The following is an 18,958-nucleotide window of genomic DNA, read 5'->3' on the forward strand; positions in this document are numbered from 1 at the left end:
CGCAAAACCGCGGAACACTTTTGCGGAACTTGGCTATGGGGCGGCGCGAATGAAGTTCTCGCGCCTTCGCCTGCTCGGGTTCAAGTCCTTCGTCGAACCCGGCGAGTTCGTCATCGAACGCGGCCTGACCGGCATCGTCGGGCCGAACGGCTGCGGCAAGTCGAACCTTGTCGAGGCTTTACGCTGGGTGATGGGCGAAAGCTCGTACAAAAACATGCGCGCGTCCGGCATGGACGACGTCATCTTTTCCGGTTCCGGAACGCGTCCGGCCCGCAATACCGCCGAAGTCACGCTTTTCCTTGACAACAGCGACCGTACTGCGCCCTCGGCCTTCAATGATGCCGATGAGCTGCAGGTTTCGCGCCGCATCGAGCGCGAGGCCGGTTCGCTCTACCGCATCAACGGCAAGGAAGCCCGCGCCAAGGACGTGCAACTGCTTTTCGCCGACCAGTCTACCGGCGCGCGCTCGCCTTCGATGGTCGGGCAGGGTCGCATCGGCGAGCTGATCCAGGCAAAGCCGCAGGCGCGCCGCGCGCTTCTGGAAGAGGCGGCCGGCATTTCGGGCCTTCACACACGCCGCCATGAGGCCGAGCTGCGGCTGAAGGCGGCCGAACAGAATCTGGAACGGCTGGACGACGTCGTCGGCGAACTCGAAAGCCAGATCGAAAGCCTTAAGCGCCAAGCCCGCCAGGCGTCGCGCTTCAAGAACCTGTCGGCCGATATCCGCAAGGCCGAAGCGACGCTGCTGCACCTGCGCTGGACGCTGGCCAAGACGCAGGAAGGCGAGGCCCGCTCGGCGCTGGCGATCGCCACGGCGCTGGTCGGCGACCGCGCCGCCGCCCAGATGGCTGCCGCCAGGGAGCAAGGGATCGGCGCGCACCGGTTGCCGGACCTGCGCGATGCGGAAGCCGCCGCCGCTGCCGCCTTCCAGCGCCTGTCGATCGCCAAGACGCAGATCGAGGAGGAAGCGGGCCGCATCCGCGCCCGCCAAGTGGAACTCGACCGCCGCCTCCAGCAGCTCGACGGCGACATCACTCGCGAGGAGCGGATGGTCCGCGACAATGCGGATATCCTCGAACGCCTCGCCACCGAAGAAGCCACGCTCAATGCCGAGAATGCAGGCGCCGCCGAGCGCGAGGCCAGTACCCGCGCCGCGGTCGAACAGGCAGCGTCGACGCTTGCCGCGAGCGAAGCCAAACTCGCCGGGCTGACGGCCGAACGGGCGGAGGCCGCCGCCTCCCGCAACCAGATCGAGCGAACGCTGCGCGATACCGCTGAGCGCCGCGACCGTTTCGCCCGCCAGCTCGCCGATGTCGACCGGGAATTGTCCGACATCGCCTCCAGGGTCGCCGGCCTGCCCGATCCCGCCGAAAAGCAGCTTCTGGTCGAACAGGCGCTGGCGCTGCTGGAGGAGACCGAAGCCGCGGCGATTGCCGCCGAACAGGCTGTCGCCGAGGCGCGTACGGCGGAAAGCGCCGCCCGCCCGCCGGTTCAGGATGCGAAGGCCGAGCTGGCGCGGATCGAAACCGAGGCCCGCACGCTGGCCAAGATCCTGAATGCTGCGAGCGGCGACCTCTTCCCCTCCGTCCTGGAGCAGATCAGCGTCGAACGCGGCTACGAGACGGCGCTGGGAGCGGCCCTCGGTGAGGATCTCGACGTGCCGCTCGACCGCAGCGCACCGGTGCATTGGGGCCAAAGCGAGGTCCAGCCCGGCGACGCCGCTCTGCCCGAAGGCATCAAGAGCCTTGCCAGTATGGTGCGCGCGCCGGCGCAACTGGCCCGCCGATTGGCGCAGATCGGCATCGTCGAGGCCGGCGACGGAAAGCGGCTGCAGGCGCTGCTCGCCCCCGGGCAACGGCTGGTAAGCCGCGAAGGAGCGCTCTGGCGTTGGGATGGGTTCACCGCCAGCGCCGACGCGCCGACCGCGGCCGCGCAGCGGCTGGCGCAGAAAAACCGGCTGGCCGAACTCGACGCCGAGGCGGTCGACGCGATCCGCATCCTGCGCCAGGCCGAAGAGGCTCTCGCTCATGCCGAGCAGGCGCTTACCCAGGCGAGCGAGGCCGAGCGCTACGCCCGTCAAGCCGGGCGTGATGCCCAGCATGGGCTGGACGCCGCCCGCAGCGTGCTGGCCGAGGCCGAGAAGGCCGGCGGCGAGCTGTCGAGCCGACGCGCAGCACTTGACGAGGCGCGCGCGCGCATCGTCGACAGCCATGAAGAGACGGCGGCGGCCTTCGTCGAGGCGGAGATGCTGCTGCAAAGCGCTCCCGATCTCGGTGATCTCCAGTTGCAGCTCGAACAGTCGGCCGCCAACGTTGCTCGCGACCGCGCCACCCTTGCCGATGCACGCGCCGTCCATGAAGGCTTGAGGCGGGAAGCCGAAGCGCGAACGCGCCGCCTTGAGGCCATCGGCGCGGAACGCCGCAACTGGCTGGCGCGTGCCGAAAACGCCTCGACGCAGATCGCCGCACTCGGCGAACGCAAAGCCGAGGCCGAGGCCGAGCGTGAAAGACTGGCCGACGCACCCGATGAGATCGACGCCAAGCGGCGCGCTTTGCTGTCGCAGCTTGCCGAAGCCGAAAGTCTGCGCCAGGCAGCCGGCGATCGTTTGCAGGAGGCGGAGAACCGGCAGTCCGAACTGGACAAGGCCGCGACATCAGCAATCCAGTCGTTGGCCGAAGCGCGCGAAACGCGCGTCCGCGCCGAAGAGCGGTTGACCGCAGCCGACGAAAGACGGCTCGAGGTCGAGGCCCGCATCCAGGAGACGCTGAACACGCCGCCGCATCTGGTCATCCGCCACACCGGCCTGGAGGCCGACAGCCCGATGCCGGAGATGACCGAGATCGAGCGCCAGCTCGACCGGCTGAAGATCGAGCGCGAACGGCTGGGCGCCGTCAATCTGCGCGCCGAGGAAGAACAGAAGGAACTGTCCGACCGGCTGGAGACCATCGTTTCCGAACGCGAGGACATCATCGAGGCCATTCGCAAGCTGCGGCAGGCGATCCAGAGCCTGAATCGCGAAGGCCGCGAACGGCTGCTGGCTGCCTTCGACGTGGTCAATGGCCATTTCCAGCGGCTGTTTTCGCATCTGTTCGGCGGCGGCACGGCGGAACTGCAACTGATCGAGTCCGACGATCCGCTCGAGGCTGGTCTCGAAATCCTTGCGCGGCCGCCCGGCAAGAAGCCGCAGACGATGACGCTGCTTTCCGGCGGCGAGCAGGCGTTGACGGCGATGTCGCTGATCTTCGCCGTGTTCCTGACCAATCCCGCGCCGATCTGCGTGCTCGACGAGGTCGACGCGCCGCTAGACGATCACAATGTCGAGCGTTTCTGCAATCTGATGGATGAAATGGCAGCCACCACCGAGACGCGCTTCGTCATCATCACGCACAACCCGATCACCATGGCCCGCATGAACCGGCTGTTCGGGGTGACCATGGCCGAGCAGGGCGTGAGCCAGCTCGTGTCGGTCGACCTGCAGGCTGCAGAGGCCCTGCGCGAGGCGAGCTGACGCGTCGACTAGACCGCTTGTCGGTAGCGCTTATAGGGACTCTCGGTTGTAGCACGAACTGAAACGGTCGGTTCCGTTCATTCGGATGTAGCATTTTGATGTTGTGCATGATCCTTTCCGAAATCGATCTCGATTTTGCGATCATGTGCCGGCATATGCGTGGAGAACCTTGTTGCCTATACTTGTCACTGGAGCCGCGGGATTCATTGGCAGCCATGTTTGCCACTACCTCCTGAACAGGGGGGAAGCAGTCGTCGGCGTCGACAACATGAACGACTACTACGACCTGGCGCTGAAAAAAGGACGGCTCGCCCGCCTTCAGCCTGACAAGAAATTTTCATTTCATCAGATCGAGATCGCCGAACAGGGCGCGCTCGCTACCGCTTTGGCCGGGCAAGGCATAACCAGGATTGTCCATCTCGCTGCTCAGGCGGGTGTGCGCCATTCGCTCGACAATCCGCGCCTCTATGTCCGTTCCAATGTCGTCGGCCATCTCGAAGTGCTTGAATTCTGTCGCGCGCAGCCCGCATTCGAGCATCTGGTCTATGCCTCGTCGAGCTCGGTCTATGGGGGCAACCGCAAGGTGCCGTTCAGCGAGACCGATCAGGTCGACAGGCCCGTCTCGCTCTACGCCGCCACCAAGAAGTCAGATGAATTGATGAGCCATACCTACGCCCATCTCTTTGGGGTGCCGCAGACCGGCTTGCGGTTTTTCACCGTCTACGGTCCCTGGGGCCGGCCCGATATGGCCTATTGGATATTCACCAAGGCGATGCTCGAGGGCAAGCCGATCCGGGTGTTCAACAATGGCGAGATGTGGCGGGATTTCACTTATGTGGACGATGTGGTGAGGGCGGTCGTTGCCGTGCTCGACCAGCCGCCCGTGGCCGAGGTTCCGCCGAGCAGGGTTTACAATGTCGGCAACAACCGGCCGGTGCGGCTGGGCGATTTCATCGACACTCTGGAGAAACTGCTCGGTGTGAAGGCGATCCGCCACAGCGAGCCGATGCAAAGCAGCGACGTCGAGCGGACCTATGCCGACATGACCGCCATGGAGCGCGATTTCGGCTTTAAGCCGAGCGTTTCAATCGAAGACGGGCTGAAGAAATTTGTCGACTGGTACCGGTCGGAATGGGCTGCGGGATCAACGACAAGATGATGGCGGCCTGAGTATCGTCATCGCCGGGTTCTCCGCGCGTCAGCATATACCGAAGAACTTGCCGGTGATACGCGCCACGTCCCACCGAGGCTCCGTCGTCTGCATTGTGACGTGGCCGGTTTGTAGCCTTGAGCCTCGCGCCATAACCAGCCCAGCTCGATCATCGCCTCAGCCCGGCCATGAAGGCCTTTACTCTGGCGGGGTCGACCTGGTTCCACCAGACGCCGTCATGCTTCAGCGCGCTGGCGATGATGACGCCATCGACGATGCCAAGAATATCGTTTGCATTGTCGGGCGTCACGCCGCTGCCAACCAGCGTCGGTAGGCCGGCAGCCTCTTTGATCATGCGGATGTAGCTCAGATCCGCAGCGTGCCCGGTGCGCTGACCGGTCGCTATGATGGCATCGGCATCGAAGAAGACCAGATCCTTGACCAGTTCCTCCACCGGGCGGTCGGCAACGATCGCGTGCGCGCCATGCTTGACATGAGCATCAGCGAAAATGCGGATGCCGTTGGCGCGCAGCTTGGCGCGGTAGCGTGCTGCGCGACCCGACTCCCCCTCGACAAAACCCTCGTTGGCGACATAGGCATTTGCCCATTGATTGACGCGGATGAAGCCCGCGCCAGCGGCACTGGCGATGGCAAGGGCCGGGATCGCGGCGTTAGCGAGCACATTAATGCCGACCGGCTTGCCGAGTTCGCGGCGAATACGGTCGGAGATAACAGCCATATAGGCCGCTGTCTCCGGCCCAATATCGTCAGGTTTGGCAAAGGGGATGTCGCCATGATTCTCGACGATCACCCCGTCACATCCGCAATCGAGATAGGATCTCGCATCATCGAGGCCCCGCTGATAGATCGCCTCGACCGCCTCGCCGTCAAAGCGCGGCGCGCCAGGAAGCGGCGCAAGGTGAACGACGCCGATCACCACCTTGGTGCGGCCGAAAAGTTCTACGAGCGCGTCGCCGCCTGATTGGCCGAGTTGGGTCATGAGAACTCCGTTTGATCGATGAGCGCCGCCATTTCAGACGCGGAAGGACAGGATATCAGTGTGCCCGGGCGAGTCACTGCAATTGCCGCCGCCGCGAGCGCGAACTTCAGCGCTGAGATAACCGACATTCCCTTGGCAAGCCCGCCGGCCAGACAGCCGCAGAACACATCGCCGGCACCGCTGGTGTCGAGCGCTTCGACGCGCGGCGCCGGCAAACGACGCGGTCCTGCCTGGTCCGGGCCAAGCACGAGACAACCTTCAGCGCCAAGCGTGACCACAACTGTCCCGGCGCCTTTGGCCGCGAGCGCGTCGGCCGCGGCTGCCATATCACCCTGGCCTGTCAGTGCTTTCGCCTCGGACTGATTCACCACCAATACCTGCGCCAGACCGAAGTCAGGCAGAGCCGCCGCATCGATAGGGCTGGCGTTCAGGACGGTGCGCGCGCCATTTTGCCGTGCTGCCCGCAGGCAGGCATTTATCGCGGCGGCTCGCAGGTTTCCTTGGCAGACAAGGATGTCGCCAAACGCGATCCGGCGGGCAAGCGCAGTTTGCGCGATCGGATCGAACGCCTCGCTGCAGGCGACACCGCTGACGATGAAATTCTCGCCGCTAGCCTCAATGACGATAGTCGAGCGGTCGCTTGGCAGGTCAAATTCGCTCGCCTCGAGGTCAGACAACTCCCTGTCGAGGCGGCTCCTGATCCATGCGCCTGCGCGGTCCTTGCCGAGCGCCGTCCAAAACGTCACCGCAGCACCCGTGCGCGCGGCCGCAACCGACTGGTTTGCGCCCTTGCCGCCGAGGCCGTCGGCGTAGCTGCTGGCGTTTAAAGTCTCGCCGGCGGCAGGGAAGCGGCCGACGCGAAACATCGTGTCGACACAGGCATTGCCCACGACGTGGACGTGCATCGCTCAGCTCTCGCCGGTCGCCCAGCTCAGCATCTGTTCGAACAGGGTTTTGTAGCCTTTCCAGGCGATGAACTCCGGTGGCAGCCAATGCGGCCCGACATCGGATGTCCAGGCCACAGTGCGGCCCCTGCCATAGTGGCCGGTGACGAGCAGCGGCAGCGATCCGTAGTCCGACGACACGGTCGCCAGAACTTCCGCCCCGTCCTTCAGCGTCACCTCGTTGAAGCCGAGCAGGATCGGCCAATCCGCACCGAGACCCTTCAGGATGGGATGGCTGGACGAGGCTTGCGGCATAGGCGAAAAACCTTCCGGCACCTCGACGCGGTCGTCGAACGCGAGGCAGTTCACCGGCAGGACCTCCTCGACCGGCGTCTTGCGGTAACGCGCGCCGCCATTGATGCCTTGGAAGCTATAGTAGCCGCCGAACATCAAAAGCCCGCCGCCATCGCGCACGTAGTCGCGCAGCAGGCGCAAGCGGTTCGGCGTCGGCTTCGAGTGGACCCAGGTGTCGGGATGCAGAAGCAGCGTATTGGCGCCGATGTCGGAGAGCACCACCGCGTCATAGGCCGAAAGCGCCTCCATCGTTTGCGGAAAGCTGCGCTGTGCCTCATGCGCCGGCATGAAGGTCACGTCGAAGTCGGTCGCCTTCAGGGCCGTCAGCAATTCGTCCGCGCCGGTGTGATAGGTGACCGTCGGAAACTGGTCGAAACCCTTGATATGGGTCGCGGTCGACACCCAGGATTCACCGGCAAGCAGGATCTTTTTCTTGGACATTTGAACTCCGTCGTAAGTGTAAGCCGTAAGTCTGCGCTTAATTCTGCCGCGAGAACACGGCCTTCGGATTGGCGATCAGCATGCGGTCGATGGCTGGCCGCTCGACGCCATGCCGTTTCAGGCGCGGTATGAAATGCTTCAGGATATAGCCGTAGCCGAAACCGCCGAAGCGGGTCAGCATGATCTTGAGGAACACATCCTGCGACAGCAGCAGGCGGTCGCCGAAGCCGGCCTCGATAAGTGCCGCAATTGCCCGCGCGTTCTCTTCGTCTGAGGGCGACTGCGCGTCCTGATCGGCATAATAATAGTCCATGCCGATCATATCGTATTCAAGGAATGCGCCGCGCCGGGCGAGGCTTGTCTGGTAGTCGAGATCGTTGTGGCTCGGATTCATATGGCACAGCACGGTGTGGCGGAGATCGGCGCCCTCGGCCTCGACGACATCGAGGACCTCGTGCGCCAGCCGCTCCCAGCCCGGCAGGTGGATCGATAGTGGCACGCCCGTGATGCGCGAGGCCCGCGCCGAAGCGCGCAGCGACTTTCGTTCCTCGGCGGTAAAATCCTTGCTGACGCCGACCTCGCCGATCAGGCCGGCCAGGATCGGCGGCTGCGTCTCGCCGCCGCCGACGTCGTCGACGATGAACTCGGTCACTGCGTCGACATCCATGGTCTTCAGCCATTCGGGATGGGTGTGCTCAAGATAGAAGCCGGTGCCCATGACGATCTTCAGTCCGGACACGCGGCCGATGCGGGCGAGTTTTTCCGGCTCGCGGCCGATGCCGATATTGGTCGCGTCGACGACGGTGTGCCCGCCGAGCGCACGATAGCGCTGCAGCTCCGATAGCGCGAGATCACTGTCGTCGAGCGAAACATTGTCGCGGTTGACGTAAGGGTTCATGCGCAATTCGCCGATGATCTCGATGTTAACCGGCTGCTCGGCGAGCGCCAGGTCGTCGGGATGACAGGGACATTTCCAGGTGCGCGCGCCGTCGAGCAATATGTGCTCGTGCATCAGCGTAATGCCCATTTCTTCGACCGGAACGGGGCCGAGCACGGTCATCACATGGCCGGTTTCGACCCCGATCGCCAGCCGCTTCCTGGGAGCCGCGTCATCGAAGAGATCACTCATAGGCTCAGCGGCTCCGCATGGCGCCGCGGAACAGGCGGAAGTTCAGCCAGATGGCGATCAGGATGATCGTTCCGGTCACGATCGGCGTCAGGAAGGGCGACAGATGCGCCAGGATCAGGCCGTTGCCGATGACGGCCACGGTAAGCGCGCCGAGCACCGTGCCGACGATCGTTCCGCGGCCGCCGAACAGGCTGGTGCCGCCAAGCACGACGGCAGCGATCACTTCGAGCTCAAAGCCTTGCCCGGCATTCGAGGACCCGGATCCGAGCCGGGCAGCAATGATGATCCCCGCAAGCGCTGCCGCGGCCGCGGAAATCACGTAAACGAAAAGCGTCGTCAGCCGCGTGTTCACGCCGGCGCGCCTAACCGCTTCGGCGTTGGCGCCGATGCCGGTCACGTAGCGGCCGAACGGCGTCTCGTTGAAGGCGATATAGGCGATCGCGAGGATCGCCAGCGCGATCAGCGCCGGCGCCGGCACGCCAAGGAGCCAGGCGCGGCCCAGCACCGTGAAAGGGCTTCCCGGCTCGATAGGGATGGAGTAGCCGCCGGTGATCAGCAGCGCCACGCCACGGATCACCGAAAGCCCGGCAAGCGTGACGATGAAGGCCGGGATGCCCTCATAAGCCACGAAATAGCCTTGTATCGCGCCAAGCAAGGCGCCCAGCGCAAGCATGGCGATGATGACCACAGGCCATGGCAAGCCCAGCTGCAGCAGTGTTGCCGACAACGTTGCCACCAGTGCCAGCACGGAGCCGACCGAAAGGTCGATGCCACCCGTGGTGATGACGAAGGTCATCGCTGCGGCGACGATCAGCAATGGCGCCGACTGACGCAGGATGTTCAGCAGATTGGGCGACGTCAAAAAGGCGTCCGTCGCCACCGAGAAGATGACGCAAACGGCCAGAAAGAACAGCGCAATCGACACGACACTGCCATTGGCGAGCACCGCATCTCGCCATGTGCCTTCGCGGACCCTCCGAGACTGAGCGGAGTGGGTCGAAGTCACCTCGCTCATGCTGATGCTCCATCGCGATGGGCGTTGTTGGCGGAACGAGCGTTGAACTTGCGGCCCACGATCAGGTTGACGACATCCTCGATATTGGTTTCGCCGATCAGCCGCTCGGCGACGTTGCGCCCTTCGTACATGACCTGAATGCGGTCGCATACGAGGAACAGATCCTGCAGGCGGTGGGTGATCAGAATGACGCTGACGCCGCGGGCGCTCACGGTGCGGATCAGGTCCAGCACAGCCTCGACCTCGGCGACGGCAAGCGCTGCCGTTGGCTCATCCATAATCAGCACGGACGGCTCGAACGAGGCGGCGCGGCCGATCGCGATCGACTGCCGCTGTCCGCCGGACAGGTTTTCGACCTTGAGCCGCGTGTCGGCGATAACGATGCCGAGTCGGTCGAGCATCTGGCGCGTTTGCTCGTGCATGCGCTTCTTGTCGAGAAAGGAAATGCCGGCGATGCGGCGGCGCGGCTCGCGGCCGAGAAAGAGATTGCCGGCGACATCGACCGTGTCGCAGAGTGACAGATCCTGATAGACCATCTCGACGCGCGCTGCGCGCGAGTCTGCTGGCGAGTTGAAGGTCACCGGCATGCCATCGATCTCGATCGTGCCGGCATCGGGAACCACCGCCCCCGACAGCACCTTGCTCAACGTTGACTTTCCCGCGCCATTGTCGCCGACCAGCCCCAGGACTTCGCCAGGCCTCAGCACCAGCGACACGTCATCGAGCGTCTGGATGGCGTTGTAGCGCTTTGAGATACCGCTCATCCGCACCCGATAGGTCTCGCCACTGCTCATCTTGGATCCACCGGATTTGCAAAGCGTCCGCGGCGTAGCCTCAAGCGGCGCCGCGGACCGGTCATCGATGCAGTTTACTGGAACATCGCGCGGTATTGCTCGACATTGTCCTTGGTCACGATCGTCACCGGAATATTGATGATCGGCTCGATCGTTTCGCCCTTCTTGAGCTTGGTCAATGCTTCGACAGCGGCCTTGCCTTCACCGGCTGGATCCTGCTGGACGACCGCCGCCACCCAACCATCGTCAATGCCCTGAATGACCTGCTTGGTCAGGTCCCAGCCGAACACCTTGACGTCACCGGTGCGGCCTTGGCTGGTTACGGCCGAAACAGCGCCGAGCAACGCCGGCTCGCCGGTCGCATATAACGTCGTCATGTCCGGATTGGCGGTCATCAAATTCTCCGAAGCGCTCATCGCGGTCTCCTGAACGTTCTGGCCGTCGACCGTGTCGAGGAACGTGATCGCCAAGCCGCTGTCAGTGACCGCCTTCTTGAAACCGTCGAGCCGCTGGTTCTGGATGAACGAATTGAGCGCGCCGACAATACCGATCTTGGCAGTGCCGCCCATCTCGGACTTCACATAGTCAGCGTAGAACTTGCCGATATCCTCGCCGGCCTTGGCGTTGTCGACACCGATGAACGCAACGTTGTCACCGTCGGGGATCTGCGCATCGATGGCGATCACGGGAATACCGGCCGCCTTCGCGGCGGTGATTGCAGGCTTGACGCCGTTCACGTCGATGGCGACCAAAATGATGCCGTCGACTTTCTGTGTGATGTAGTTCTCGATCGCGTCATTTTGCGCGCTCGGCACGTTGTTGGCATTGAAGATGACCAGCTTGGCGCCGGCGGCGTCGGCCGCTTTCTGCGCGCCCTCGTTGATCTGGTTGAAGAAGAGGGCCTGCTGGTTGATGTTGACGAGAGCGAACGTATCGGCGAACGCCGATCCCATTGCCGTCGAGCAAATGGCGATGACGGCGGCGCAACGGACGAGAAGTTTGAACGGACGCATTTACGGTTCCCCTTGCTTGCGGGCCAAACCTGTTCGGCTGGTCCCATTGGTGCTACAGGCACGAGACAAACATTCAAGAGACTTGAATGTTTGTCAACTCCTTTGAACCCGTGCGCAGGTCAGAAGGTCGCCGGCGTGTTGACCCAGAAAATGCTGGCTCTCTCCTTGCCGATGTTGCGGTAATGGTGCGGCAACTCCGACCTGAACACGAATGCATCGCCAGTGGCGAGATCATGGCTCTTGCCATCGACGATCAGCTTGATCCGGCCGGCGAGCACATAGCCGACTTCCTCGCCGACATGCTGGATGGGACCTTCGCTCTCGCCGTCTGCCTCGATATGATGGATATTGCACTGCAGCAGGTGACCGGGCGAATACGGAATAATGCGTTCGAGCGAGATACCCTCGCCGCGCCTTAGCGCGTCGAGCGAGATCAATGGCCGCGCGCCTGCGCGAAACACGATCGCCTCGTCGTCGTCGACCTGTTCGAACATCCAGCCGATATTGGTCTCGAGAACTTCGACCAGGCGGTGAAGCATAGGCAGGGATGGCGAAGCCTTGCCGTTCTCGATCTTGGACAAAAGGCTTTCAGAGCAGTTGGCAGCTGTCGCCAGCGTCTTCAGCGTCATGCCACGTGTCTGGCGGGCGAGGCGCAACCGCGTTCCAAGCCGCGCAGCATTTACGGTGGCGTCCATTTCGGACTCTGGCCGTCGCCGATCGATTTTGTTCATCCGTTCGCCAACCATTCAACAGTCATTGGACAACTGTCGCGCGAGCAAAAGACAGCGGCGACCGATTTGCAAGTGGTGATCTGTCAATTTCGACGCTGCAGTGCCGCGACCAGGTTTTGATAACACGGATAAAGCAACTCAGCGTCAAAAACACTCGCCAACGGGCGAACGACGGTGATGCGCGAGGCGCCACAGCGATATCGGCCGTGCCTCGACAAACCAGCGCTGACTGGAACAAAAAGCTTTCCTGCGTTGTTCTCCAACCGTCCTGACGTTCGATGAGGCTGGTTCATACGCCGGCCAAGGACAATCCTCGCGGCAGGCACGCGAAGAAGGGATGGCGAGGCAAATGGATCCCGACGATCTCAACACAAAACGGATCGTCACCGTGTTCGGCGGAACAGGCTTTCTCGGGCGAAGGATCGTGAAGCGGCTCCTGGAAAGGGGTTTTACGGTCCGCGCTGCATCCCGCCACCCGGCTCGCGTAAGCCAAGTTTTTTCCTCGACTGCAAGGATGCCCGAAGCCGTCGAGGCGGATGTATTGGATGCGTCCTCGATCGGCTCGGCCATTGCCGGATCACAGGCGATCGTGAATGCTGTCAGCCTTTATGTCGAGCAGGGCGCCCAGACGTTTGAACGGGTGCATGTGGAAGCCGCCGCTGATCTCGCCGCCGCGTCGCGCGGCGGCGAGGTCGACCAGTTCGTCCAGATTTCGGGGGTCGGCTCCGATGCTCAATCGGATTCGAACTACATTAGCGCACGTGGGCGCGGAGAAGTTGCCGTGGCGAGCGCATTTCCCGGCGCTCTCATTGTGCGTCCCACCGTCATGACAGGACCTGACGACGTTTTCCTCACGACCATTGTGAGGCTGATACGCCTCCTGCCGGTCTATCCGCTGTTCGGCGACGGCGGCACACGGCTTCAGCCGGTCTATGTGGCAGACGTCGCGGAAGCAGTGAGCCGGCTGATCGACCGGCGAAACCACAAGGGTTCATTCATATTCGAATTCGGTGGCCCGCGCATCTACACCTATACGGAACTGCTGCGGGAGGTCGCCCGGCAGCTCGACACCCACATCAGGCTGATGCCGGTGCCGTTTGCGGCGTGGGACGCCTTGGCTGGCCTCGCGGAACTCCTTCCGGCCGCGCCCATAACGCGTAACCAGGTCGATCTTATGCGGCACGACAATGTGGCAGCAATCGGCGCGCCGGGCCTGAAGGAACTCGACATCGAGCCGCGGGATATCGACGAGGTGATCCGCTTGATCGAACGGCGCGCGTGATGCCGGCTCGCGCTCTTCTCCTGCTTAGCAAGACTCTACGCCCCTGACGGGAACCTATCGCGATGCGGCGGGTTGGTCGAGCGCGAGCCAATGAAGAAGGAAAAGAACTATGGCCAGATGCGACCAGTGCGGGAATGACTACGACAAGGCTTTCGAAGTGAAGCTAGCCGAGGAAACCTATACGTTCGACAGCTTCGAATGCGCGATCCAGAAACTTGCTCCGATGTGCCCGCATTGCGGATGCCGGATCATCGGACATGGCGTCGAACAAGATGACATCATCTACTGCTGCGCCCATTGCGCCGCGGAGGAAGGTGCGAGCGCGCTGACCGATCGCGCACCATGATGCAACGCAACCGGGATCATGGCCCCCAAGAGCCAGGACTCGACACGGGCTTATTGGCAAGCATGGAAGTTCAGCATTCAGAAGCGCGCTAGCAAAGCCGTGATCAGCGAAAGCAACTAAAAAGCGGGTTGGCCGTTCTGATCAGCCGTATTAGCGGCGGGGCATCCGAAGACATGACTACGCCGCAAATTCTGTCGTTCGCCGTTACCTTCGTGATGATGGCAGCGTTCGTATGGGGTCGATATCGATATGATCTGGTCGCAGCTGCGGCACTGTTGCTTGCGCTCGCGGTTGGCATTGTACCTTTTGACGAAGCCTTCAGCGGGTTCAGCGACGATATCGTGGTCATTGTCGGCAGTGCTCTGCTGGTGAGCGCAGGCATAGCACGCTCGGGCATCATGGAAGTCGCCATCAAGCGCTTTGTTCCGAATTTATCGGGAGTTCGGTCGCAACTGGCGCTGCTGGTGATCGTGGTCACGATCCTGTCTGCCTTTGTAAAGAATATCGGTGCGCTCGCTATCATGATTCCGATCGCCTTCCAGTTCGCGCGCCGGTCGAGCATTTCACCCTCGATATTCCTGATGCCTATGGCGTTCGGGTCACTGCTCGGCGGACTCATGACGCAGGTGGGGACATCTCCCAATATCGTTGTGTCCCGTGTGCGGGAGGAACTGACCGGAACCGCCTTCACGATGTTCGACTTCACACCTGTTGGAGCTGCCCTAGCCGCCGCCGGAACGATCTTCCTGCTGCTTTTCTATTGGCTTTTACCGGTGCGCGAAAAGCTCGGCGGGTCGCTGAATGAAGCCATCGACATCAAGAATTACCTGACAGAGGCTCGAATTGTCAGCGATTCCACGGTGCTCGGGAAAACCGTCGCAGACCTCATGAAGCTTTCCGGCGGCGATGCTATCGTGACGTCGATCCTGCGCAATCGGACCATGCGGATGACGCCGCTGCCCGATGCTGTGCTTAAGGTGAACGACATTCTGCTGCTCGAAGGCGACCCGGAGGCGCTGGATCGCCTTGTCTCCCAGGGCAAGCTCAGCGTCACGGGCAATAGGGTCGGTGGTGACGGCACCACCAGCGAGACGGTAGCCATCGAAGCCGTAATCGGTGAAAGCTCCTCTTTGATCGGCTGGACAGCCCAGCGCCTTGCCCTTTACGACCGCTTCAATGTCAATCTCCTGGCCGTCAGCCGTCGCGGCGAGCGCCTCGACCGCAGGCTGGCCGAAGTCGAGCTAAGGCTCGGCGACGTCGTCGTGTTGCAGGGCAATGCTGCGACGATACCCGAGATACTGCGTGAACTCGGCTGCCTGCCGCTGGCAGAAAGGGCTATCCTGCTTGGTAGCGTCCGCAAGGGAATCGTGCCGGTAACGGTCCTTGCTCTCGCCATTGTGGCGACTGCGTTTGGGCTGCTCCCGGTCTCCGTCGCTTTCTTTGCGGCAGCGGTCGGGATGGTGCTTTTCAAGGTCATCCCGGTCCGGGAGGTCTACCAATCGCTGGACGGTCCAATCCTCCTTATGCTCGCCGTTCTCATTCCAGTGAGCGATTCGCTACGCAGCACAGGGGCGACGGGAGTAATTGCCGGCGAGCTCGCCAAACTGGGGACCACTCTTCCGGCGTCCGGCGCGCTGATGCTCATCCTTGTCGCCGCCATGGCCGTTACGCCATTCCTCAACAATGCCGCCACCGTTCTTGTCATGGCGCCTATCGCCGCTGAATTTGCTGGCGATCTGGGCTACAGGCCGGAAGCATTTCTGATGGCAGTCGCCATTGGCGCCGGCTGCGATTTTCTCACCCCGATAGGCCACCAGTGCAACACGCTCGTCATGGGGCCGGGTGGCTACCGTTTCAGCGATTATCCACGTCTGGGACTGCCGCTGTCGTTCCTCGTCGTCATTGTTGCTGTGCCGATGCTTATGATCGTATGGCCAATGGACTGATATGCGATACAGCGACCTTTCGCCGGCCGACGAAAACAACCCTCGCTGCCGAATCGAGAAGGTTGGCACATCAGCACAGCGAACATGGACCTCGCGCGCCGGCGACGGATTGTTAACCACACCGGAAGCACAACACTGCCAGAGGTGTGCTTGACCGATCAAATGGCGTGATGAGCATATCTCGATAGAGGGTAGTCACCCGAGCGCAAGCGGTTACAATTAGCGATCAGATCAGTTATCAACCGAACGCAGGCGCTAGTGACCAATCGATTGAAAAAATTTCTGGCCCTGAAGGCCGCACAACGCAGGACAGTGATCGCTGCAATGTTGCTGCTGCCATTCACTGCAATGGTATTGCAGATGTTTGGTTTCCGACGTGCAAGAATTATACTGATCTGGATTTGCGACCTTCGAAGCGTGAGGGGAGTTGCAAATCCGTCACTCACGCTTCGTGAATCGCCGCCGCCTTCAAACGTTCCGGTTGCGGTTTGCAACCCCGACCGGCTTCAATCAATGGGCGGGGAGACCGATTTTTATGGGCAGGCACAAGAGACCGCTCGTCTGGTATCCATCGCCGCGTATCGTGGTTCCTATTCCGGCAACTGCCTGAAGCGCTCAATGACGCTTTGGTTTTTGCTGCGCCGGCAAGGCATCGAAGGAGAACTGCGCATCGGCACGCGTAAGGCTGATGGCAAATTTGAAGCCCATGCCTGGGTCGAATACCGGGGCAAGGTTCTTAACGATACGGTCGATGTTGGCGAGCGCTTTGCCGCATTCAAGCGCAATTTTGGTTGATGCCATGGGGATGATATGAGCGGCATCGCCGGGATAATTCATTTTGACGGTAAGCCGGTCGAACCCGGGTTAGTGGAAAAAATGACCACGGCCATGGCGCACCGGGGCCCGGATGGCATCCACCATTGGGTGAAGGGCTCCATCGGGCTCGGCCAATGCATGCTTCGCACCACGCCAGAGTCGCTGGAAGAAACCCAGCCGCTGACGAATGAGGATGCAAGCCTTGTCCTGGTCATGGACGGGCGGGTGGACAACTGGGAGGAACTGCGGGGGGAACTGCTGGTGCGCGGCGCCGTACTTCGAGATCGCTCGGATGCTGAACTGGTGCTGAGAGCCTATCAGATTTGGGGGCGGGAATGTTTGCCGCATATCGACGGCGATTTCGCACTGGCAATCTGGGATGCGCGGCGACAAGAGGCCTTTTGCGCCCGCGACCGCATGGGCAACAAGCCTTTCTATTACCATTGGGACGGCAAAACCCTGGCCTTCGCCTCAGAGTTGCAAGCGATCCTTGCGCTGCCTTGGATGAAGCAGGAACCCAATGAAGGCATGTTGGCCGAAATGCTGGCGGCGGAATGGTATTCCAGGGACGAGACTCTATGGAACGGTATCCTGCGCTTGATTGCAGCACATCAAATGGTAGCCGGGAACCAGGGGCCGCGACTCGAACAATACTGGGAACCGAATCTTTGGGCGATGTTGCCGTTTCGCAAGGACGAAGAATACATTGAGCATTATCGCGAATTACTGTTTGAGTGCGTCAGGCGTTCATCCCGGTCGCATCGGCCGGTCGCCATTGAGGTGAGCGGCGGGCTCGACTCCTCGGCGGTGTTTTGTGTGGCGGAACACCTGCGCCGCTCGAACAGACTGCTCACGCACGGCATAAATGGCTACACGCTTGGCTTCACGGAGGAGGAAGGCGATGCCAGCGAACTCCCCTACGCACGGGCCGTGGGCGGGTATTTAGGGCTCCGGATTCATGAGACTCCCCCTTCCAGGATGCCTCTTTCATGGTTTGCGGAACGCGCCCGGTCCGGCCGGCAGTTTCCGGGGTTTCCGAACCTGTCAATGCAGGCTGGCCTATGGCAGCAAACCGTTGCGCACGGGAGCCGCGTGACGCTAGGCGGTCACGGAGGAGATCAATGGCTGGAAGGTTCCCGGGCATATTACGCAGAGGCACTGGCGCAAGTGCATTTGCGTACGCTCTATGACTGCCTCAAAACCGACGCGACGGCATTCGGCGCGCGACAGGCGGTGAGTTGGCTCATACGGCAGGGGTTTTTCCCGCTACTGCCAATCGCTCTCCAGGAGGGTCTCCGCCGCCTGGTTCGTAGGATGCGCGGGAGCGGGACCAGCAAAGCCTGCTACTGGCTCTCGCCGCGGATGGGGGAAGTGATCCGGATGCGTCGCGAGCTTATTCCCCCATCACACCATCGGCGAGTGCGCAGCGTCGGCCAGAGGGCGCTACTTGAGGCTCTATACGATGCTTATGATGCCCAGGCGATGGAGGACCTTGATTGCATGAGCGCCCATTGCGGGATCGAAATGCGATACCCACTCGACGACCCCAAACTCGTTCAGTATGCGTTTTCGCTACCCGAGAGGCTGCGTCTGCGTGGAGACAGAACCAAATATATCCATATCCAGGCTTTGAAGAATCTCCTGCCGAAGCGGATTCTCGAACGGAAAAGCAAGGCAGAATTTTCAATAGTGCTCCGTGAGCATCTGGACCGGATGCAAGCCATATTGACCGAGACGATTCCCGATGAGCGTAGCACCTGGGTTGATCGGGACGGGATGGCCCGGCTATTCCGGGCTTATCGAGACAATCCGCAGGCCGGCATGCCGAAATGGATTTTGTGGGGAATTTATGGATGTCATGTAACGTATATAGGGGACTGTTAATGGGTCATATAACGTACTGTTAATCGATGCCATGTAACGTACCGTTGAAGCCGTGTAGCGTACCGTTAGATAACTTGATCGTCACATCGGTTAAATTTTCGACGAATGCTGCCCGTCAGGGTTGCGCCCGTTTTCGCTTGGTGGCAAGGTAAAATCTTGTTCAAAAGCCACCGAGAACGTCCAGATAGTTCATCTGACGGTTTCCTGAGAGATTTCCCAGTCAGCGTAAAGGGCCGAGTTAATGAAAAGCAATCTGAACGACCAGCAGACGCCATCCCACCTCACCGTTGAGAACAAAGCTGCTGAGGTAAACAAGGCGCCCTATTCGACTCCCACACTGCAGATCTACGGTTCCGTAAGCGCGATAACAAGAGGCGGTACCGGAAGCGGGCTAGATGGGGGCCCCGCCGGTATGAGTATGGTGTCCGACCCGCGCGCCAAAGAGAACGTCGTCCGTATTGGCACCCATTCGCTTGGAATCGGCCTCTATCTGTTCGACTACAAGCCTGAATACCGCGAGCAGTGGGGCCTTGGCAGGCAGTTTGGTGTAATGGCCGACGAGGTCGAGACGGTGATGCCGGAAGCCGTAAGCGTTCATCCTGACGGTTACAAGAGGGTGGACTACGGGATGCTGAGGATACGGCACTCCTCTATTCACTGAGCCT

The 18,958-nt window shown here is 61.6% G+C and carries 16 protein-coding genes; 8 read left to right on the forward strand and 8 right to left on the reverse strand.

Annotated elements, in window-relative coordinates; translation table 11 throughout:
* Window positions 1-49: 49 nt before the first annotated feature.
* Together smc and EOC94_RS03760 are read left to right on the forward strand one after the other, a co-directional pair.
* The gene (gene smc / locus EOC94_RS03755) at window positions 50-3,508 is read left to right on the forward strand and encodes a chromosome segregation protein SMC (RefSeq protein ID WP_127288635.1); all 3,459 of its coding nucleotides are present in this window, start codon (window positions 50-52) and stop codon (window positions 3,506-3,508) included.
* Between the two features lie 172 nt (window positions 3,509-3,680).
* The gene (locus EOC94_RS03760) at window positions 3,681-4,667 is read left to right on the forward strand and encodes an NAD-dependent epimerase/dehydratase family protein (protein WP_185928145.1); all 987 of its coding nucleotides are present in this window, start codon (window positions 3,681-3,683) and stop codon (window positions 4,665-4,667) included.
* A 160-nt stretch (window positions 4,668-4,827) separates the two neighbouring features.
* On the opposite strand, the gene EOC94_RS03765 is transcribed toward EOC94_RS03760, so the two are convergent.
* The 8 genes from EOC94_RS03765 to EOC94_RS03800 all read right to left on the reverse strand — a co-directional run bounded on the left by EOC94_RS03765 (window position 4,828) and on the right by EOC94_RS03800 (window position 12,019).
* On the reverse strand, window positions 4,828-5,658 hold the full coding sequence (locus tag EOC94_RS03765; protein WP_095486151.1) for a BtpA/SgcQ family protein: 831 nt from the start codon (window positions 5,656-5,658) through the stop codon (window positions 4,828-4,830).
* Window positions 5,655-6,563, reverse strand: a complete 909-nt coding sequence (locus tag EOC94_RS03770; protein WP_095486150.1) for a ribokinase — start codon at window positions 6,561-6,563, stop codon at window positions 5,655-5,657. The genes EOC94_RS03765 and EOC94_RS03770 overlap by 4 nt, the downstream gene beginning before the upstream one ends.
* Before the next feature lie 3 nt (window positions 6,564-6,566).
* Window positions 6,567-7,337: a glutamine amidotransferase gene (locus EOC94_RS03775; protein ID WP_095486149.1), complete on the reverse strand. Its 771-nt coding sequence runs from the start codon at window positions 7,335-7,337 to the stop codon at window positions 6,567-6,569.
* Between the two features lie 37 nt (window positions 7,338-7,374).
* The gene (locus tag EOC94_RS03780; protein ID WP_126103218.1) at window positions 7,375-8,466 is read right to left on the reverse strand and encodes a phosphotriesterase; all 1,092 of its coding nucleotides are present in this window, start codon (window positions 8,464-8,466) and stop codon (window positions 7,375-7,377) included.
* A gap of 4 nt (window positions 8,467-8,470) precedes the next feature.
* Entirely contained in the window at window positions 8,471-9,481 is a 1,011-nt protein-coding gene (locus EOC94_RS03785; RefSeq protein WP_127288636.1) for an ABC transporter permease, read from the reverse strand.
* Entirely contained in the window at window positions 9,478-10,275 is a 798-nt protein-coding gene (locus EOC94_RS03790; RefSeq protein ID WP_126103216.1) for an ATP-binding cassette domain-containing protein, read from the reverse strand. Before EOC94_RS03790 ends, EOC94_RS03785 begins: the two co-directional genes overlap by 4 nt.
* Window positions 10,276-10,349: 74 nt before the next feature.
* The gene (locus EOC94_RS03795; RefSeq protein WP_127288637.1) at window positions 10,350-11,288 is read right to left on the reverse strand and encodes a substrate-binding domain-containing protein; all 939 of its coding nucleotides are present in this window, start codon (window positions 11,286-11,288) and stop codon (window positions 10,350-10,352) included.
* 119 nt (window positions 11,289-11,407) lie between these two features.
* Window positions 11,408-12,019: a cupin domain-containing protein gene (locus EOC94_RS03800; RefSeq protein WP_127205516.1), complete on the reverse strand. Its 612-nt coding sequence runs from the start codon at window positions 12,017-12,019 to the stop codon at window positions 11,408-11,410.
* Between the two features lie 349 nt (window positions 12,020-12,368).
* On the opposite strand from EOC94_RS03800, the gene EOC94_RS03805 reads away from it, so the two are divergent.
* The 6 genes from EOC94_RS03805 to EOC94_RS03830 all read left to right on the forward strand — a co-directional run bounded on the left by EOC94_RS03805 (window position 12,369) and on the right by EOC94_RS03830 (window position 18,954).
* Entirely contained in the window at window positions 12,369-13,301 is a 933-nt protein-coding gene (locus tag EOC94_RS03805; RefSeq protein ID WP_245465484.1) for a complex I NDUFA9 subunit family protein, read from the forward strand.
* A 109-nt stretch (window positions 13,302-13,410) separates the two neighbouring features.
* Window positions 13,411-13,647, forward strand: coding sequence for a hypothetical protein (locus tag EOC94_RS03810; RefSeq protein ID WP_127205514.1), 237 nt, complete (start codon window positions 13,411-13,413; stop codon window positions 13,645-13,647).
* Between the two features lie 173 nt (window positions 13,648-13,820).
* A complete protein-coding gene (locus EOC94_RS03815; protein ID WP_127289175.1) occupies window positions 13,821-15,593 on the forward strand; it encodes an SLC13 family permease in 1,773 nt (590 codons plus the stop codon).
* 258 nt (window positions 15,594-15,851) lie between these two features.
* The gene (locus EOC94_RS03820) at window positions 15,852-16,388 is read left to right on the forward strand and encodes a lasso peptide biosynthesis B2 protein (RefSeq protein ID WP_206616794.1); all 537 of its coding nucleotides are present in this window, start codon (window positions 15,852-15,854) and stop codon (window positions 16,386-16,388) included.
* 15 nt (window positions 16,389-16,403) lie between these two features.
* A complete protein-coding gene (asnB, locus tag EOC94_RS03825; RefSeq protein ID WP_127288641.1) occupies window positions 16,404-18,293 on the forward strand; it encodes an asparagine synthase (glutamine-hydrolyzing) in 1,890 nt (629 codons plus the stop codon).
* Between the two features lie 241 nt (window positions 18,294-18,534).
* Window positions 18,535-18,954, forward strand: a complete 420-nt coding sequence (locus EOC94_RS03830) for a tail fiber domain-containing protein (RefSeq protein ID WP_126103209.1) — start codon at window positions 18,535-18,537, stop codon at window positions 18,952-18,954.
* The last annotated feature ends 4 nt before the right edge of the window (window positions 18,955-18,958 follow it).

The organism is Mesorhizobium sp. M6A.T.Ce.TU.016.01.1.1 (assembly GCF_003997065.1).
In the GTDB taxonomy this organism is placed as follows: Bacteria; Pseudomonadota; Alphaproteobacteria; order Rhizobiales; family Rhizobiaceae; genus Mesorhizobium; species Mesorhizobium mediterraneum.

Bases quoted from the DNA above. Each gene is read 5' to 3' on its own strand.
- EOC94_RS03780 (WP_126103218.1), bottom strand. From the start codon at position 8,466: ATGAGTGATCTCTTCGATGACGCGGCTCCCAGGAAGCGGCTGGCGATC.
- EOC94_RS03795 (WP_127288637.1), bottom strand. From the start codon at position 11,288: ATGCGTCCGTTCAAACTTCTCGTCCGTTGCGCCGCCGTCATCGCCATT.
- EOC94_RS03830 (WP_126103209.1), top strand. From the start codon at position 18,535: ATGAAAAGCAATCTGAACGACCAGCAGACGCCATCCCACCTCACCGTT.
- EOC94_RS03775 (WP_095486149.1), bottom strand. From the start codon at position 7,337: ATGTCCAAGAAAAAGATCCTGCTTGCCGGTGAATCCTGGGTGTCGACC.
- smc (WP_127288635.1), top strand. From the start codon at position 50: ATGAAGTTCTCGCGCCTTCGCCTGCTCGGGTTCAAGTCCTTCGTCGAA.
- asnB (WP_127288641.1), top strand. From the start codon at position 16,404: ATGAGCGGCATCGCCGGGATAATTCATTTTGACGGTAAGCCGGTCGAA.
- EOC94_RS03785 (WP_127288636.1), bottom strand. From the start codon at position 9,481: ATGAGCGAGGTGACTTCGACCCACTCCGCTCAGTCTCGGAGGGTCCGC.
- EOC94_RS03800 (WP_127205516.1), bottom strand. From the start codon at position 12,019: ATGAACAAAATCGATCGGCGACGGCCAGAGTCCGAAATGGACGCCACC.
- EOC94_RS03765 (WP_095486151.1), bottom strand. From the start codon at position 5,658: ATGACCCAACTCGGCCAATCAGGCGGCGACGCGCTCGTAGAACTTTTC.
- EOC94_RS03790 (WP_126103216.1), bottom strand. From the start codon at position 10,275: ATGAGCAGTGGCGAGACCTATCGGGTGCGGATGAGCGGTATCTCAAAG.
- EOC94_RS03770 (WP_095486150.1), bottom strand. From the start codon at position 6,563: ATGCACGTCCACGTCGTGGGCAATGCCTGTGTCGACACGATGTTTCGC.
- EOC94_RS03815 (WP_127289175.1), top strand. From the start codon at position 13,821: ATGACTACGCCGCAAATTCTGTCGTTCGCCGTTACCTTCGTGATGATG.
- EOC94_RS03810 (WP_127205514.1), top strand. From the start codon at position 13,411: ATGGCCAGATGCGACCAGTGCGGGAATGACTACGACAAGGCTTTCGAA.
- EOC94_RS03805 (WP_245465484.1), top strand. From the start codon at position 12,369: ATGGATCCCGACGATCTCAACACAAAACGGATCGTCACCGTGTTCGGC.